General features: G+C 40.9%; 16 protein-coding genes. 14 read left to right on the forward strand and 2 right to left on the reverse strand.

Annotation, left to right across the window (positions count from 1 at the left end):
- Window positions 1-34 precede the first annotated feature (34 nt).
- From meaB to recG, 6 genes are all read left to right on the forward strand, one after another.
- Window positions 35-928, forward strand: a complete 894-nt coding sequence (gene meaB / locus IM797_RS05840) for a methylmalonyl Co-A mutase-associated GTPase MeaB (protein ID WP_228098736.1) — start codon at window positions 35-37, stop codon at window positions 926-928.
- Between the two features lie 289 nt (window positions 929-1217).
- Window positions 1218-2579, forward strand: coding sequence for an OmpA family protein (locus IM797_RS05845; protein WP_194126656.1), 1362 nt, complete (start codon window positions 1218-1220; stop codon window positions 2577-2579).
- Between the two features lie 74 nt (window positions 2580-2653).
- Complete coding sequence (locus IM797_RS05850; RefSeq protein WP_194126177.1) at window positions 2654-2794, forward strand: DUF6728 family protein; 141 nt, start codon at window positions 2654-2656, stop codon at window positions 2792-2794.
- 36 nt (window positions 2795-2830) lie between these two features.
- Window positions 2831-3211, forward strand: coding sequence for a RidA family protein (locus tag IM797_RS05855; RefSeq protein WP_194126178.1), 381 nt, complete (start codon window positions 2831-2833; stop codon window positions 3209-3211).
- Between the two features lie 3 nt (window positions 3212-3214).
- Entirely contained in the window at window positions 3215-4126 is a 912-nt protein-coding gene (locus IM797_RS05860) for an EamA family transporter (RefSeq protein WP_194126179.1), read from the forward strand.
- A gap of 82 nt (window positions 4127-4208) precedes the next feature.
- The gene (gene recG, locus IM797_RS05865) at window positions 4209-6314 is read left to right on the forward strand and encodes an ATP-dependent DNA helicase RecG (RefSeq protein WP_194126180.1); all 2106 of its coding nucleotides are present in this window, start codon (window positions 4209-4211) and stop codon (window positions 6312-6314) included.
- On the opposite strand, the gene IM797_RS05870 is transcribed toward recG, so the two are convergent.
- Window positions 6315-7547 (reverse strand): serine hydrolase, encoded by a 1233-nt coding sequence (locus tag IM797_RS05870; protein ID WP_194126181.1) that lies wholly within the window; start codon window positions 7545-7547, stop codon window positions 6315-6317.
- Between the two features lie 162 nt (window positions 7548-7709).
- On the opposite strand from IM797_RS05870, the gene fumC reads away from it, so the two are divergent.
- From fumC to IM797_RS05895, 5 genes are read left to right on the forward strand one after another with little or no spacing between them, the layout of a single operon-like run.
- Window positions 7710-9107: a class II fumarate hydratase gene (fumC, locus tag IM797_RS05875; RefSeq protein WP_194126182.1), complete on the forward strand. Its 1398-nt coding sequence runs from the start codon at window positions 7710-7712 to the stop codon at window positions 9105-9107.
- Between the two features lie 15 nt (window positions 9108-9122).
- Window positions 9123-9617, forward strand: coding sequence for a fumarate hydratase (locus IM797_RS05880; RefSeq protein WP_228098737.1), 495 nt, complete (start codon window positions 9123-9125; stop codon window positions 9615-9617).
- Window positions 9618-9629: 12 nt separating this feature from the next.
- Entirely contained in the window at window positions 9630-10430 is an 801-nt protein-coding gene (locus IM797_RS05885; protein ID WP_194126183.1) for a S1/P1 nuclease, read from the forward strand.
- A gap of 2 nt (window positions 10431-10432) precedes the next feature.
- Complete coding sequence (locus tag IM797_RS05890; protein WP_194126184.1) at window positions 10433-10879, forward strand: low molecular weight protein-tyrosine-phosphatase; 447 nt, start codon at window positions 10433-10435, stop codon at window positions 10877-10879.
- Window position 10880: 1 nt separating this feature from the next.
- Entirely contained in the window at window positions 10881-11447 is a 567-nt protein-coding gene (locus tag IM797_RS05895; protein ID WP_194126185.1) for a DUF1543 domain-containing protein, read from the forward strand.
- Window positions 11448-11483: 36 nt separating this feature from the next.
- On the opposite strand, the gene cphA is transcribed toward IM797_RS05895, so the two are convergent.
- Complete coding sequence (cphA, locus tag IM797_RS05900) at window positions 11484-14099, reverse strand: cyanophycin synthetase (RefSeq protein WP_194126186.1); 2616 nt, start codon at window positions 14097-14099, stop codon at window positions 11484-11486.
- 225 nt (window positions 14100-14324) lie between these two features.
- Here cphA and IM797_RS05905 point away from each other — a divergent pair, with 225 nt between their 5' ends.
- From IM797_RS05905 to IM797_RS05915, 3 genes are read left to right on the forward strand one after another with little or no spacing between them, the layout of a single operon-like run.
- Window positions 14325-15200, forward strand: a complete 876-nt coding sequence (locus IM797_RS05905) for a cyanophycinase (protein ID WP_194126187.1) — start codon at window positions 14325-14327, stop codon at window positions 15198-15200.
- Window positions 15201-15203: 3 nt separating this feature from the next.
- Window positions 15204-16046 carry an isoaspartyl peptidase/L-asparaginase gene (locus IM797_RS05910; RefSeq protein ID WP_194126188.1) on the forward strand — a complete coding sequence of 281 codons (843 nt, stop codon included), beginning with the start codon at window positions 15204-15206 and terminating at the stop codon, window positions 16044-16046.
- A gap of 20 nt (window positions 16047-16066) precedes the next feature.
- On the forward strand, window positions 16067-16753 hold the full coding sequence (locus IM797_RS05915; RefSeq protein WP_194126189.1) for a hypothetical protein: 687 nt from the start codon (window positions 16067-16069) through the stop codon (window positions 16751-16753).
- Window positions 16754-16783: the final 30 nt, after the last annotated feature.

A 16783-nucleotide genomic window follows, 5' to 3' on the forward strand; every position in this document is an offset into this window, starting at 1 on the left:
TAAAATAAATTGCGTTAATTTGTGTAATTAAATCATGATGACCGATCCATTGTCCCTCATTTCCGGAATTGAACAAGGAAAATTTAATGCTTTAGCCAGGGCCATTACATTGGTTGAAAATGAAATCCCACCAGCAGCAACGTTGTTAAGAACGGTAAAGCCCAATTCATCTGTGCCTGTTATAGGTATCACGGGGCCTCCGGGTGCAGGTAAAAGCACACTGGTAAATGCCATTGCGGATCATCTAACTCAGCAAGGTAAAAAAATCGCGATCCTGGCAGTAGATCCGACTTCGCCATTCAATTTCGGCTCTTTATTGGGCGACCGGATCAGAATGTCCCAGCAGTTCAATAATCCAAATGTATATATCCGCTCGCTGGCCACCCGTGGAGCTCTGGGGGGTATTTCTGCTAAAACAATTGAGATTGTTGATGTGATTAAAGCTGCAGACTTCGATTTGATTTTTGTGGAAACAGTCGGTGTAGGGCAATCGGAAGTTGAAATTGCAGGACTTGCAGATAAGACCATTGTAGTGCTGGTGCCCGAATCCGGAGATGAGATCCAGAATATCAAATCAGGCTTGATGGAAATTGCTCAGGGCTTTGTTGTGAATAAGGCCGACCGAGAAGGTGCGGATACTTTTGCCAACAACCTTAAAAAAATGGTACATCAGCAAACGCATCATATCCCTGTTTTTAAAACTGTGGCAGACAAAAAAGAAGGGATCGCTGAATTGTGTCAGTGGTTATTAAAGCCAAGCGCGATCCGAAATGAATTAAAGCCGCTATTGATGGCTGAAAAAGCATTTAAAATTATTCAACACTATCGGATGGCCGATATTGACAAGTCTAAGCTCCGTTTGGCTTTGGAAGAAGCGATGAATGCTCCGGATTTTAACGTTTACCGTTTCGTTGACAGCTGGACATAGTGTGAGTTGTACAGGATAGCGACAGGTTGTCTTAAATAGTAGACTTTTCGCCGATTTGGATGTACACGGTATATTGAAGCGATTTATTTATGTTTAAAATGGTTGTTAAAATGGCCCCTGAGGTGTTAAATTAGGCCTTTTGCAGCTCCTGAATGCATCTATTTTACAAGGTGCTCAAAGTTTGGAACGGAGTTTGTATAAGTGTTTTGAGAATTTAAAAATTTGTTTAATTTTGCTACACAAAAAAATTATACAATTTAAGATTTGTTTAACCTTAAAAAAGAAAATTATGAATTATTCTACTTTAAAAAAGGGTCTAGCAGCCTCTTTCGTAGCATTAATAGGAGTAACTACTCTTGCTAATGCTCAGGATGCTTCGACTACATCTTCAGCCAAGGTATTTGGTGGAAGAGGCCAGTACAGAAGTTGGTCAATCGGTGTTAACGGTGGTGTTTTATCTCCATTTGTTGCTATCGGTGGTACTAACGATTTCAAAAATGCTGATGTTAACTTAGGTTACGGCATTTCATTGAGAAAACAATTAGGTCATGCATTTGGCTTAGAAGGTAACATTTTCCGCGGTAAAATCTCTGGTACTAACAAAGATGCTGTTGGTGGTGTTCAAAATGGTGTTAAAGAATTCGAAACTGAAGTTGGTTATGCTGCTGACATCAGAGGTGTTGTAAATGTTGCAACTGTAGATTTCTTACGTCGTCAGAATTCAGTTAACTTCTTCGTAAGTGCTGGTTACGGTTTGATCGCTTTTGCGCCAAAAGTAACTAACGCTAACGGTTCAGTTGTTGATTGGAAAGATAAAGCAACCGGTCCTGCAAATGACAAACATGATGCTAAAACTTATGTAAAAGAAGCTTATATCCCAGTTGGTGTAGGTGTTAAATTCAAAGTTTCTGAGCGTGTTTCATTTAACTTAGGTTATACCATGCACTTCTTAGATAACGATAATTTAGACGGAGTTTATGCAAATGGTGCATCTAACAAAGATAAATTCTCTTACGGATCTGCAGGTCTTGAGTTCTCATTAGGTTCTAAATCTAAACCGAACTTGGATTGGGTTAATCCTTTAGCTTTAATGTATGATGAATTGAAAGATCCTTCATTACGTCAAGAAGTTGATGCTTTGAAAAACCGTGTTGCTAACGTTGAAAAATCTGTTGAAGATTTGAAAAAAGATAGCGATGGTGATGGTGTAGCTGATCAGTTTGACAAATGCCCAGGAACTCCAGCTGGTACTGCTGTTGATGGTTCAGGATGTCCTCTACCTAAAGTAGAAGCTCAAGTAACTGCTCCAACTGCTGGTAACTTAACTGGTTTCGAAACTATTCAGTTCGAATTCAACTCTTCAGTTTTAAAAACTGATTCTTACCCTACTTTAGATAAATTATCTTCAGTATTGCGTGAAAACGGTGGTAAAGTAACTGTTAAAGGTTACGCTTCAAGCGAAGGTACTACTGCATACAACCTGAAATTATCTAAAGATAGAGCTAACTCTGTTAAAACTTATTTAGTTAACTCTGGCGTTAACGCTAGTCAAGTTGCAACTAAAGGTTTAGGCGAAGCTAATCCAATTGCTTCTAACGATACTGAAGAAGGTCGTATCCAAAACCGTCGTGTTGAATCTGCTAGAAACTAATATTTTCTAAATAGATAAGAAAAGAGGGCTTCAATTTGAAGCCCTCTTTTTTTTATTCATAACTTTGCCAAACCATGTATTTATTTAGAAAGAAAGATCCAAACCGCCCCAGTAATATCAACATTAAGATTATGCATGTCATCAATGCAATTGCAATTACCATGTTTGTTGCGGGTATTTTATGGAAGCTGGTGGATTGGTTCCTTTTAAAGTAATTACACAAGATTAACCACTGCTGAATTATTATTTGTATGAAACAAATCGTTAACACCAACAATGCACCGGCCCCAATCGGCCCTTATAGCCAGGCAGTAATTGCAAATGGCTTTTTGTTTTTATCCGGACAGGTAGCCATTAACCCTGAAACGGGAGATTTAAATATTTCCTCCATACCTGAGGAAACACACCAGGTTATGCGAAATATTAAAGCCGTTCTGCTGGAAGCTTCCTATACTTTTGATGACGTCATCAAAACAACTATTTTTCTATCTGACATGGATTTGTTTGCTGCGGTAAATGAAGTTTATGGTTCTTATTTTGAAAAGGACTTTCCGGCCCGTGAAACCGTTGCCGTAAAGGGCCTGCCTAAAGGAGTCAATGTAGAAATTTCAATGACGGCTTTTAAAAAGTAAGTTTTGCCGAAATCTAATCTGAAGTATTTTTTTGCCGGGATTTTGTCATTTGCAATCTGGGGTTTCTTTTCTATTCCGCTGAGAAACCTCCAGGCATTTCCATCCGAAGAAATTTTGTATTATCGCATTTTTACTTCAGTGGTATTTCTGTGGATTGCAATTCTTTTTTTCAGGAAAAAGGAACTTCGTAAAGATCTCGCTTATATCAAGGGGCTTCATGTTAAGCAGAAGCGAGTCATATTATGGCAATTGCTGGCATCAACAGTATTGTTAACTTCCAATTGGTATACTTATATTTTTGCCGTTAATAATGTTAGTTTGCAGTCTGGTGCCTTTGCCTATATGGTATGTCCGTTGATCACAGCTTTTGGCGGATTTCTGATTTTGAAGGAACAACTGTCGCGCTTAAAATTAATTTCTCTGGGCATAGCGCTGGTTAGTATTGTTCTTTTAGCTACCGGCTCATTTGTCGAAGTTTTATGGTCTGTGATTATTGCTTCGTTGTACGCTTTCTACCTCATTATCCAGCGTAAAATGCAGCACCTGGATAAGTTCAATGTGCTTGCCGTACAGATTGGTATCGCTATGCTGATTATGCTGCCTTTATACCTCATTAAAGCGGGCCCGGTACCAGTAAGTATTTGGTTTTGGGGAAATATAGCCGTAATCGCTTTGTTTTTTACCATTATACCACTCTTTCTGAGTCTGTATTCCTTAATTGGTATTCCATCTTCAACGTTGGGCATCATCATCTACGTCAACCCCATGATCGCTTTTACGGTCGCTATTTTTTATTTTGGAGAACATGTAGACGCACATAAGTTATTCGCCTATCTGTTGCTATTGGTGTCTGTAATCGTATTTAATTGGGGCATCATCAAAGATATCCTTATCTTTAAGACGAAACCATCATGAGCCAAATCTACAGGCGTTAATTATAGCGCCGTGAATGGCATGAATTGAATGGACAATATATTGATACAAAATATTTAAAGCTTTGTTTGCTTCCACTTTAGATACAACAATAGAATTCCTTAAAGGCGTAGGACCTAAACGTGCAGAGCTTTTACAGAAAGAACTGGGTATATATACCTACGATCACTTGCTGAATTATTATCCTTTCCGATATATTGACAGGACCCGTTTCTATAAAATTAATGAACTCCATGCTGAATTGCCCTTTGTGCAGGTCCTGGGGCGGATTACCAGTAAAGAGCAGATTGGTGAAAAGCATAAAAAGCGAATTGTTGCCCGTTTAACAGATGAGACAGGTACCATTGAGCTGGTTTGGTTTCAGAGCCTCAAGTGGGTGGATGAACATATTATGCGTGGTAAAGTTTACATCGTTTTTGGTAAGCCCAATGCCTTTAACGGATCCTTTTCTATATCGCATCCAGATATGGGAACTTATCCAAGACCAGCTACTGTGACGGGTAACCTCAGGTTACAACCAGTATACAATTCCACGGAGAAGTTAAAGAAGTTTTTCCTCGATAGCAAAGGGATTCAAAAGCTTCAGGCACTACTGATCGAACAGCATCTTTCTGAGGTAAGGGAGAATATTCCTCCTTACATCCTTGATAAATACCAGCTGGTCTCCAAGAAAGAGGCCTTACTTAATATCCACTTTCCGAAAGATATCCATACGCTTAAAGCTGCTGAACGCAGGTTGAAATTCGAGGAGCTTTTTTTTATTCAGTTGCAAATGTTGCACAGCAAACAGTTAAGGGAGCTGAAATTCAAAGGGCATCAGTTTGAGCGGGTAGGTGAGCGGCTCAATACATTTTATAGAGAAATTCTTCCTTTTGAATTGACTGGTGCTCAAAAAAGAGTTGTAAAGGAAATCCGATTGGATACTCAACGTGGGATACAAATGAACAGATTGGTGCAGGGGGATGTTGGTAGTGGTAAAACGGCAGTCGCATTGATGAGCATGCTACTGGCTAATGATAACGGTTATCAAGCCTGTATGATGGCTCCAACTGAGATTCTGGCCCGCCAGCACTACGAATCAATTACCTCACTTTTAAATGGTAATCTGGTAAATGTTGGTATTCTTACCGGAAGTAGTACAAAAAAGCAAAGAACCATTCTACATCAGGCATTAGAGGCAGGTGAAATCGATATTTTGGTTGGAACACACGCGCTCATTGAGGACAAAGTGATTTTTAAGAACCTTGGCCTGGTCGTAATTGATGAGCAACATCGTTTTGGTGTGGAACAGCGCGCTAAACTGTGGCGTAAAAATAGTATACCGCCACATATCCTGGTGATGACGGCGACACCGATTCCCCGTACATTGGCTATGACCTTATATGGTGATCTGGACGTTTCAGTCATTGACGAACTTCCAGTTGGCCGTAAGCCTATTGAAACGAAACATTTATTTGAAGGGCAACGTTTGAGGATGTTCGGTTTTATGAAACAGGAGATTGCGAAAGGCAGGCAGGTATATGTGGTTTATCCCCTGATCAAAGAAAGTGAGAAACTTGATTTGTTACATTTAGAGGCCGGTGTGGAACAGATGAGTTATCAGTTTCCCAGACCCGATTACCAGATCAGCATCGTTCATGGAAAGATGAGTAATGCGGACAAGCAATATGAGATGGAACAATTTATTGCCGGTAAAACCCAGATTATGGTTGCAACCACAGTGATAGAAGTCGGGGTAAATGTCCCTAATGCGTCTGTTATGGTTATTGAGAATGCAGAGCGATTTGGTCTTTCTCAACTGCATCAGTTACGTGGCCGGGTAGGCAGAGGGGCTGAACAGTCCTTTTGTATCCTGATGTCGGGGGATAAGTTGAGTAAAGAAGGCCGGCTGCGTCTGGAAACTATGGTTAAAACAAATAATGGATTTGAGATCTCGGAAATTGATTTGCAGCTGCGGGGGCCGGGAGATCTTACCGGGACACAGCAAAGTGGAGTGATGGAATTGAAAGTCGCCGATCTGGCCAAAGACCAATTGATTTTACAAGAAGCAAGGAATACGGTAATAGATATTCTTGCAGCAGATCCACACGTAGACCGGCCCGAAAATAGCCTCCTGAAAACTTATCTTTCCAGGAGAAATACGGGAATTGCTTTCGATAAAATTTCCTGATTAATCCTCGTCACTTCCAGGAAGCGATCCTGAGCCTGAATATGCTCCTTTACGTATGATTGGCATGTTCAAGTGTCTGTATAGCTCATCCAGGTGCATCAGACTCCCATTCGTTAAATTACCTAAAAATATAACCACAATGTCTTGTTGGAAATCACGTACGTAAATGTGTCTGAATCCATGCCACCAGCCGGTATGGTATACCACTTTACGTCCTTTATCGCCATCAAACATCCTCCAGCCATAACCGTAGTTGAAATGACCATTAATGGCTTTGTTCCGGCCTTTGTAGGCAGAGTCTAAACTTTTTTGGGTCAGCAATCTGCCGTTCTTTAAATATTTATCATAAAGCACTAAATCATGTAAAGTACTATAAATACCTTTATCGCCCACTGGCCCATCTAAAAAGTTCTGTGCAACAGAATAGCGCCAGGTACGGTCGTGGCCAACAACGTCAACAGGGATTTTCTCGTATTCTGTAGTAGAGTAAACATGGGTATGTTTTAATCCTGCCGGTTTAAAAACATGTTCCATCATATATTGAGAAAAACGTTGTCCTGTAACTTTTTCAATAATTGCACCCAAGACCATAAAATTGGAATTGTTGTAATGAAAAAGACGGTTTGGTTTGGTATACGGGTTGGGTTTCTTATCTGCAATAACCTGCATCACTTCCTGATTGGATACGCCTTTTTTCATGTTGCGTTTTTCTTTGCGCCAGATGTCGTCAATGAAATATACGTAATTCATCATTCCACTACGGTGGGATAATAATAATTCTACGGTAATACCGTCATAGGGGAAATTTGGATAGAACTTTTTGACGTCATCGGTGAGTTTTAGTTTTCCCGCTTCAACCAATTGCATAACTGCGGTACCGGTAAAAGTTTTGGTGATGGAGGCCAGTTCAAATTCTGAGTTTATTTTTAGACTGTCACGGTGCAGGTAATCAGCCCATCCAATTGCTTTTTCATAAATGATTTTACCCTTTTTGGCAACCAGCATATTTCCATTAAAACCATATTTTTTATGCAGATTTTGAACAAAACCGGCAATCCACTGATCTCCTTTGGCAGGGTTGTAAACCAGCAGCAAGCTATCCGCTTTATCGTCTTCAGGGATTCGTACTTTTTTATTTGCCTCTGCCTTTTTGGCTTTTTCGGCTGGACTTGAGCAAGATGACAGGGATAGAATGGCTAATGATAAGGCTATAGTTAGTTGACGAAACTTCATGAACAATGCAATACGGGTTAAAAAGTCGAAAAATAAGGAATTTTACCCCTTTAAACGCAAAAGAGTTATAAACATTGTAAGCTTTGTACTTGATTAATTACATAAATCCAATTCATTGAGGGACAAAAACCTTAAATTTGCAACAACAAAAAATAGAACACTATGAATTTTAGAACCGAACACGATACGATGGGTGAAGTGCAGGTGCCTGCTGATAAATATTGGGGTGCTCAAACTGAACGTTCAAGGAATAACTTTAAAATTGGTCCGGAGGCTTCTATGCCAAAAGAGATCATTCATGCTTTTGGATATCTGAAAAAAGCGGCTGCATTGGCTAATACTGAGCTTGGTGTTTTGACGCAAGATAAAGCCGATTTAATTACGAAAGCTTGTGATGAAGTCATTGCGGGAAGTCTGGATGATCAGTTTCCCCTGGTAATCTGGCAAACAGGTTCAGGTACGCAGAGTAACATGAATGCCAATGAGGTTATTGCTTATCGTGCACATGTTTTAAATGGTGGTGCATTGGGTGACGAAAAGAAAGTGCTGCATCCAAATGATGACGTTAATAAGTCTCAATCTTCAAATGATACATATCCTACTGCAATGCATATTGCAGCTTACAAGCAAGCGGTAGAAGTTACACTTCCGGGATTAGAAAAATTACATCGGACCCTGGTGTCAAAATCTGAAGAATTTACAAATATTGTTAAAACAGGACGTACCCATTTTATGGATGCTACGCCATTGACACTTGGACAAGAGTTCTCTGGTTATGCGCAGCAGGTAGCTAATGGAATCAGGGCGGTTAAAAATGCTTTGGTCATGATTAGTGAGCTGGCTTTGGGCGGAACTGCGGTAGGTACTGGCCTGAATACACCGAAGGGTTATGATGTACTGGTAGCAAAAAAAATAGCAGAGCTTACAGGCTTGCCTTTTGTAACGGCGCCGAATAAGTTTGAAGCCCTGGCAGCTCATGATGCCATGGTAGAACTTTCGGGTGCGTACAAACGCATCGCTGTTTCTTTGATGAAAGTTGCTAATGATGTAAGGATGTTAAGCTCTGGTCCACGTTCTGGTATTGGTGAGATTATCATTCCTGACAACGAGCCCGGATCGTCTATTATGCCTGGAAAAGTTAATCCTACGCAGCCGGAAGCATTGACTATGGTTTGTGCGCAGGTCATTGGAAATGATGTTGCCGTAAGTATCGGTGGTGCTACAGGTCATTTTGAACTGAATGTATTTAAGCCGGTAATTGCCGCTAATGTGCTGCAGTCGGGTCGCTTGATCGGTGATGCCTGTGTATCATTTAATGATCATTGTGCTGAGGGGATTTTGCCAAATCTTCCGGAGATCAAGAAACACCTTGAGAATTCATTGATGTTGGTTACAGCATTGAATCCACATGTTGGTTACGAGAATGCAGCTAAGATCGCTAAAAAAGCACATAAAGAAAATAAGACATTGAAAGAAGCCGCTGTTGAGCTTGGTCTGTTGACTGCTGAACAGTTTGAGCAATGGGTTCGTCCTGAAGACATGGTTGGTAGTTTAAAATAACCATAGACGAAGAATATGTGGAAACTGATGTTTTTCCTGTTTGTGATCTTCTGTATGTCATCGGCGTGCAGAAGATTACCTAACGTTCAGGGAAAAGGTGAAGCTTTTTTACAAGGAGTCTGGAATCAGGACAGTGTTCCCAATGCAGCTAAGCTATTAAATTACACCCAACATCGGTTTAAATTTACCTGCGATTCTTTCTATGTTGATTTAACAACACATTCCAAAGTAAATTACTATTCGGACTCCTGCTTCAATGGCGGGGTTTGGAAAGAATATGCAAAAGGAGTTTATCAGGTGAGGGGGGATACGCTGTTTTTAGAAGGTACTTATACCAAAAGCAATTACAAACAAAAGGTGTCCGGATGTTATCAGATTGGACGTTATGTAAAGAGCTTTTATGTAAAATCTGTTGAGCCGGAGCAGATCTCGCTGGAAAGCACCAATAATCACAGAACCTGCGACCTTGTTTTAAAAGAGAAAATTACCTGCGTTCCAAAAGAATTATAGATTAGAGAAGAAATGATGAATCGGATAAAAATATTAAAGGCTGCACTGGCACTTGCTGTTGTAGCTTACCTGCCATTAAATGCAAATGCATGGGGCATGCTTGGACACCGCATTGTGGGGCAGGTTGCAGAAAGTCACCTGAGTTCCAGAGCGCTTAAAGGAGTTAAAAGCGTTTTGGGATATGAGAGTTTGGCTATGGCCAGTAACTGGGGCGACTTTATAAAGTCGGATCCGGCTTACGATTATCTTTATACCTGGCATTTTGTAAATCTTCCTGGGGGCCTGGATAAACAAGGCATCTTTGATTTGTTGGACCAGGAGCAAGCACCAAATGTGTACAACAAGATTCCTGAAATGATTAAGATATTAAAGGATAAACAAAGTACCTCTGATCAGAAAGTACAGGCTATGCGACTGTTGGTGCATATGGTAGGCGATTTGAATCAGCCGATGCATACAGCAAGAAAAGAAGATTTAGGTGGAAATAAGGTAACTGTTACCTGGTTTGGGGAAAAATCTAACCTGCATCGCGTATGGGATGAGGCCTTGATCGATTATCAGCAATTGAGTTACACCGAATATGCCAGGGCAATTGATCATCCTTCTGCTGATCAGCTCTCCGCCTGGAAAAATAGCACACTAAAAGATTTCGTTTATGGTTCTTATCTGGCTTGCAATAAAATTTATGCAGAAACCAAACCCGATGATCGTTTGAGTTATAAATATAATTTTCAGTTTGTTGGTTTGCTTAACGAACAATTGTTAAAAGGCGGCATTTGCCTGGCAAATATTTTGAATGATATTTATAAATAGGTATGAAGATTTTGATGGTTTGCCTGGGTAACATTTGCCGTTCTCCGCTTGCTGAAGGTATCATGCGCCATCTGGTTGAAGAAAAACAACTGGGATGGGAGATCGCTTCAGCAGGAACTGGCGATTGGCATGTTAATGAGCCTGCTGACAAAAGAAGTATTGCAGTGGCCAAAAACTTTGGCTATGACATTTCTAAACAACGGGCCAGCCATTTTAATAAGCAAATGTTTGATGATTTTGATCATATTTTAGTAATGGATCAAAATAACTTAAGAGATGTTTTAAAGCTTGCCGGTCAGGAAGGGCAACGTCGAAAAGTTAAACTTTTCTTGGCCGAAGATGCAGAAGTTACCGATCCTTATTTTGACAGTGCGTTGTTTGAGCCTGTATTTTTACAGATTGAAGAACGCTGTAAACAACTTATAGCAGAATTTCTAGACCAGGACTAATATGGAACCGAAACCTAAATTGTTAATGATGATGCTTGGTTGCACGCCGAAAGGCAGAAATACTGAGCAGCATGATGTGTTTTTTACGATTGCAAATGAAATTTCAGCTGTTAAAGCAGAAGTGGTTGGTTTTTGGCCGGAGGCAAAAGGCAAAATACATTTAGATGCCTGGAGGGAAGTAACAGAAGTTGATGGCTTTCAGATTGAGGCTGTAGCATTTGAAAGTGCTGAATTCCAAAATTTGCACAAGCTGTTCTTTATCAACCTGGGCGGATACAAAGCAAATGAGTTCGATGAATTTCATTACAAATTATTGGTTGTTGCTGGTGATAAGGCTGAAGCCATCAAGAAAGCTAAAGCAACCACGTTTTATAAACATAATGGTTTTAAGGGGGCACCAGCGCATATTGATGAAAAATATGGCGTAGATGTAGACGACATGTTCGAAATTCAGGAAATCCTGTCTGATGCGGTTAAAAATCGTTATAAATTAAAGATTAGCCCGGTGCGGGCAGAATTACCCAAAGATGAAATTCATCTGGGATACATGCAGCTGCATAAATTGTAAAAAAAGGCCTTCTGAAATCTCAGAAGGCCTTTTCGGTTATACGCCAAATTCTTTATCCAGATAATCAGATACCTTGGCTACGGCGTCGTCAATGGTTCCGCTTAAAATGGTGATGAAGGAGCCTGATTTTGCCGTGGCAATTAAATACTTCAAACAGTCATCGCCACTGTTGTTAATGATCACCTCTATGTCGGGTTTAACATCAGCGATACCTTCCATTAAAAGATCGATTAAATCTTGTGCGTTGCGTCCGCGCAGATACTTTTCCTGGCAAATGATGATTTTATCAAACATTCGGGCTGCAATACGTCCTGTTTCCCTGATGTCTTCGTGCCTTCTGTCGCCGGTAGCCGAAATTACACCAACGTGTTCAGTGGCCTCAATGGATTTCAGATAATCCTTGACGCCGTTGTATCCATTGGCATTGTGTGCAAAATCGATCAATATTTTAAATTCCTTGAACCGGAAAGTATTCATCCTGCCTGGCGTTTGTGCAGCCGAAGGGATAAAAGTTTCCAGTGACATGCGTATGTCTTCGATTTTATAGCCCCACAGGAAGGTAGCCAGCGTTGCTGCCAATACGTTTTGGATCATGAAATCTACAGTTCCACCAAAGGTTAGGGGAATGTGAGTCACCTTTTCTACACGGATTTTCCAGTCGCCCTTTTTTATGGTGATATAGCCGCTCTCGTAAATAGCTGCAACACCGCCCTTTTTACAATGTTCAACAATGACCGGGTTGTTTTCATCCATACTAAAATAAGCGAAATTGCAATCTGCTTTGCCAGCTACTTTAATGCAGTACTTATTGTCAGCATTCAGAACGGCCCAGCCACTTCTTTTTACTGCGCCAATGACTACCGCTTTTACCCGGGTCAGGTCTTCTAATGTATGGATGTCAGAAATGCCAAGGTGGTCTTCCTGGATATTGGTGATTACGCCAATGTCACATTTGTTGAATCCCAGGCCAGCCCTCAAAATACCACCTCTGGCGGTTTCCAATACGGCAAACTCGACGGTTGGGTCTCTTAAAATAAATTCTGCACTGACCGGGCCTGTAGTATCGCCTTTCATCAATAGCGTATTCTGAACATAGATGCCATCAGAGGTTGTGAAGCCTACTCTGGTCCCATTACTTTTAACTATATGGGCTATTAGTCGTGATGTAGTCGTTTTACCATTGGTGCCAGTAACTGCAATGATTGGAATACGCGCTGATTTGCCGGGAGGATATAACATATCGATTACCGGAGCTGCAACATTGCGTGGCAATCCTTCACTTGGTGCAAGGTGCATTCTAAAGCCTGGAGCTGCATTCACTTCTAATACTACACCGCCGTTTTCTGGCAAGGGCTGGGTCAGGTTTTCGGCCATGATATCAATGCCGCAGATGTCCAGGCCGATTATCCTTGAAATCCGTTCACTGATGAAAACATTTTGTGGATGCACGAGATCCGTAACATCAATAGACGTACCTCCTGTACTTAAATTTGCAGTTGATTTCAGGTATACAATTTCGCCTTTTGGTGGCACCGATTCCAGGTTATAATCTTTTTTAGCTAATAAATCTAAGGTATCCCGGTCTACCGTTATTTCAGTCAATACATTTTCGTGTCCATAACCCCTTCTCGGATCCAGGTTTTCTTTGTCGATCAGTTCCTGAACGGTAGACTGACCATTACCGGTTACATGTGCAGGAACGCGTAGTGCCGCAGCAACCATTTTGTGATCAATCACCAGTATTCTGAAATCATATCCAGTGATGAAACGTTCAATGATTACTTTTCTGGAATAATTCTGAGCATATTCAAATGCCGCTCTGGCAGCTTCGTCCGTTTTAACGTTAATGGTGGCACCTTTACCATGATTGCCATCCAATGGTTTAAATACCAAAGGATACCCTAATTTTTCTATGGCATTCGCCAGATCATCAGGATTGGATATTGTAACGCCTTTTGCCACCGGAATAGCTGATTCCAAAAGCAAACGTTTGGTTTCATCTTTATTGCATGCTATATCCACTGCAATTGAATTCGTCCTTTCGGTCATGGTGGCTCTAAAGCGAACCTGATTCTTTCCATAGCCAAGTTGCACCAGGGAACTTTTATTTAATCTGATCCATGGAATATCCCTCGATATGGCTTCATCTACAATGGAACCTGTGCTTGGGCCCAGTCTCTCCATTTCACGCAATTCACGCATGCGTTGGATGTCTGTCTCCAGATCATATTCATCTCCATTGATCAGGGCTTTGGCGATATTTACAGCTGCTTCAGCAGCATATACTCCTGCTTTTTCTTCCAGATAGCTAAATACTACATTATAAATTCCCTCAGTTTTGGTCTGCCTGGTGCGTCCAAATCCAGTATCCATACCTGCTAGTGTCTGTATTTCCAGGGCAATGTGTTCAATGACATGCCCCATCCAGGTTCCTTCCTGAATTCTGGCTAAAAAACCTCCCGGCTCACCTTTGGAACAACGATGAGTATATAAACTGGGGATTAATTTTTCAATTCTTTCGCCAAAGCCTTCAACCAAATTGGTTGGCCTTTCTTCCATCTCCTCCAGGTCAAGGCGCATTTGAATTAATTTTTTCCTGTTAATAGACCATATGTTTGGTCCGCGTAGCACCTGTATTCCTAATATTTTCATTCTATTTTTTGTTTTTCTATGCCGATAACCCTATTATCCAGCTGTATAGCCGTCTGTTGCGTGAGTTGCAATGGAGACATTAAAGTAAATATATTTTTTGTAAATGTGTTTAAGTTTATGACGGTAATAAGAAATTGTTAATAACCGTGTAATTTTCAAAAAAAAACGCGACAGGTTTCGCTCAATGCCTATATATTTGGAGGTATAGGGAATAAAACAATTAAAATGGCTCCAAAAGGAAAACTAATAATTATCGGTGGCGCAATCAATACCGGAAGTTTTACAGAAACAACATTCGGCTTGCCCCAGAATATGAACTTCTTTGAACGGGGGATTTTAAAGAGAATTACGGTAGAATCCGCGAAAAATACACTTTCGCGTTTTGAAATTATTACCACGGCATCACTCATCCCTGAAAAGGTTGGTGAGGAGTATGTTAAAGCATTTGCCCAGTTGGATGTAAGCAATGTAGGTGTGTTAAATATCGGCAATCGTGAGCAGGCCAATGCCATTGAAAACTGCGAGCGGATACTGGCTGCAGATGCAATTATTTTTACAGGTGGCGACCAATTGAGGTTGTCCTCTATATTTGGCGGTACTGCCATGCACCAGATCATGCTGGATAAATATATGAACGAGGATTTTGTCATAGCCGGTACTTCTGCTGGTGCGGCTGCAAGTTCAAAAAATATGATTTATCAAGGTAGTAGTAAGGATGCTTTACTCAAAGGAGAGGTGAAAATTACCGGCGGTCTGGGTTTTATTGATGGCGTGATTGTGGATACACATTTTGTACAAAGAGGTAGAATCGGGCGTTTACTCTATGCAGCGGCAAGTAACCCTGGCATTTTAGGAATCGGCCTGGGAGAGGATACCGGACTTTACATCTCGAACGGAAATAAAATGGAAGCGATAGGTTCCGGTATGGTGATTCTGGTGGATGGCCGTGATATGACCGATACCAATTTAACCGATGTAGAAATGGGACAACCAGTTTCTATTAAAAATATGACTGTCCATGTCATGTGTGATGGAGATGTATACGATCTTACGGCACATCAATTGAATATTCATCATCCAAAAGTGGCCGAAATCCAATAATTCATGAAAGTAATTATACATGGTGGCTTTTTTAGTGAGTCTGCTACCAACCAGGAAACAAAAAAGGCTAAACAACAGGCCTTGTCTGACATCGTGATCCAGGCCAATGAATATCTTAAACATCATACCGCAGTTGAGACGGTAGTTTATGCGGTTTCCTTATTGGAAGATAATGAGTTGTTTAATGCCGGACTAGGCTCGCAAATCCAAAGTGATGGTAAAGTAAGGTTGAGCGCCTCCCTAATGGATGGTAAAAGCCAGTGTTTTAGCGGGGTCATTAATATAGAGAATGTCAAGAACCCAATTCAGGTTGCTGAAAAACTATTGCGGTATGAAGATCGGGTTCTGAGTGGGGCGGGGGCTGGTGATTTTGCCAGTAAAAATGGCTTCGGCTATTTTAATCCGGTGACCATACAAAGGCAATTGGAGTACGAAGCCAAACTTGCCGATGCTGGTCGGAAGGGAACCGTGGGATGTGTAGCCTTGGATGCTGATGGGAACATTGCCGCTGCTACCTCTACAGGAGGCAAAGGCTTTGAAATTCCCAGTCGGGTGAGCGATTCCGCCACGGTTGCCGGAAATTTTGCCAGTCAGTTCGCCGGGATTTCCTGTACAGGAGTTGGTGAGGATATCGTAAATGTCGCTCTGGCTGCCAGAATTGTAACCAGGGTTACTGATGGATTCTCACTAAAAGATGCCTGCGACAAATCTTTCGCTGAACTTAAACAGATTGATGGTTTTGCCGGAGTTATCGGCATTGCTGCAAATGGTGAATTGTACCATACGGATTCTCATCCTTATATGGTTTGGGCAGCTTTTGACGGTAGTTTACAGGTGTTTAACTAAAATTGTTATATCTTTATCAGATGAACAAGATTTGTTTACTTTTTATTTGTTTGCTTTGCACCAAACAAGGAATGGCTCAGGCAAGTGATCTTTTATCACAACAGCCCCCACCCTTAAGTAGTGCAATCAACATTGCTGTTTCCAATATTGATGAGCGCGATGGTGATGATTATTTTGCTGAGGCAGAAAAGAATGAAAAGCGCGGCGATTTTAACGATGCTGTTACTTATTTCGGCAAGGCTGCCTTTGAATATAATAACGCAAAGAAATTTACGCAATATGGTAATGCATTGCTGCGGTTAAGTAATGTCCATTTCTTAATGGCACATTACGTTGAAGCTGAACAGGTGACCTTAAACGTGGCTTTAAAAAATTATTCCCGTATTGGAAGTAAAACAGGGCAGATGGATTCTTATGCACAGCTGGGAAAAATTTATCTGGCTGCAAATAAGCCAACACAGGCACTTTGGTTTTATACGCAGCAAGGTATTGTAGCCAAGCAAATTGGCAATAACAGCGCTTACATCGAATCTGTATTGGGGATTGCTCAGGTGAAGACAAAGAAAAGAGAATATGTACTGGCATCGAGGGATCTAAATCGTGCAGAGTTATTGGCTAAATCTGCCAATATTACCAAATTTAACAGCCTGATTAAAGAAGCAAGGGCTTTGTTGCCGGCAAAAACAATGGCAAAAAAACCAATCTAAATTATAATTTTAAAGCCGGCCTTTTACGTG

The sequence above is a fragment of the Pedobacter sp. MC2016-24 genome (assembly GCF_015223055.1).
Taxonomy (GTDB): domain Bacteria; phylum Bacteroidota; class Bacteroidia; order Sphingobacteriales; family Sphingobacteriaceae; genus Pedobacter.

Bases quoted from the DNA above. Each gene is read 5' to 3' on its own strand.
- IM797_RS05845 (WP_194126656.1), top strand. From the start codon at position 1,218: ATGAATTATTCTACTTTAAAAAAGGGTCTAGCAGCCTCTTTCGTAGCA.
- IM797_RS05895 (WP_194126185.1), top strand. From the start codon at position 10,881: ATGGAACCGAAACCTAAATTGTTAATGATGATGCTTGGTTGCACGCCG.
- IM797_RS05905 (WP_194126187.1), top strand. From the start codon at position 14,325: ATGGCTCCAAAAGGAAAACTAATAATTATCGGTGGCGCAATCAATACC.
- IM797_RS05890 (WP_194126184.1), top strand. From the start codon at position 10,433: ATGAAGATTTTGATGGTTTGCCTGGGTAACATTTGCCGTTCTCCGCTT.
- cphA (WP_194126186.1), bottom strand. From the start codon at position 14,099: ATGAAAATATTAGGAATACAGGTGCTACGCGGACCAAACATATGGTCT.
- IM797_RS05915 (WP_194126189.1), top strand. From the start codon at position 16,067: ATGAACAAGATTTGTTTACTTTTTATTTGTTTGCTTTGCACCAAACAA.
- IM797_RS05880 (WP_228098737.1), top strand. From the start codon at position 9,123: ATGTGGAAACTGATGTTTTTCCTGTTTGTGATCTTCTGTATGTCATCG.
- IM797_RS05870 (WP_194126181.1), bottom strand. From the start codon at position 7,547: ATGAAGTTTCGTCAACTAACTATAGCCTTATCATTAGCCATTCTATCC.
- IM797_RS05850 (WP_194126177.1), top strand. From the start codon at position 2,654: ATGTATTTATTTAGAAAGAAAGATCCAAACCGCCCCAGTAATATCAAC.
- IM797_RS05855 (WP_194126178.1), top strand. From the start codon at position 2,831: ATGAAACAAATCGTTAACACCAACAATGCACCGGCCCCAATCGGCCCT.
- IM797_RS05910 (WP_194126188.1), top strand. From the start codon at position 15,204: ATGAAAGTAATTATACATGGTGGCTTTTTTAGTGAGTCTGCTACCAAC.
- meaB (WP_228098736.1), top strand. From the start codon at position 35: ATGATGACCGATCCATTGTCCCTCATTTCCGGAATTGAACAAGGAAAA.
- fumC (WP_194126182.1), top strand. From the start codon at position 7,710: ATGAATTTTAGAACCGAACACGATACGATGGGTGAAGTGCAGGTGCCT.
- IM797_RS05885 (WP_194126183.1), top strand. From the start codon at position 9,630: ATGATGAATCGGATAAAAATATTAAAGGCTGCACTGGCACTTGCTGTT.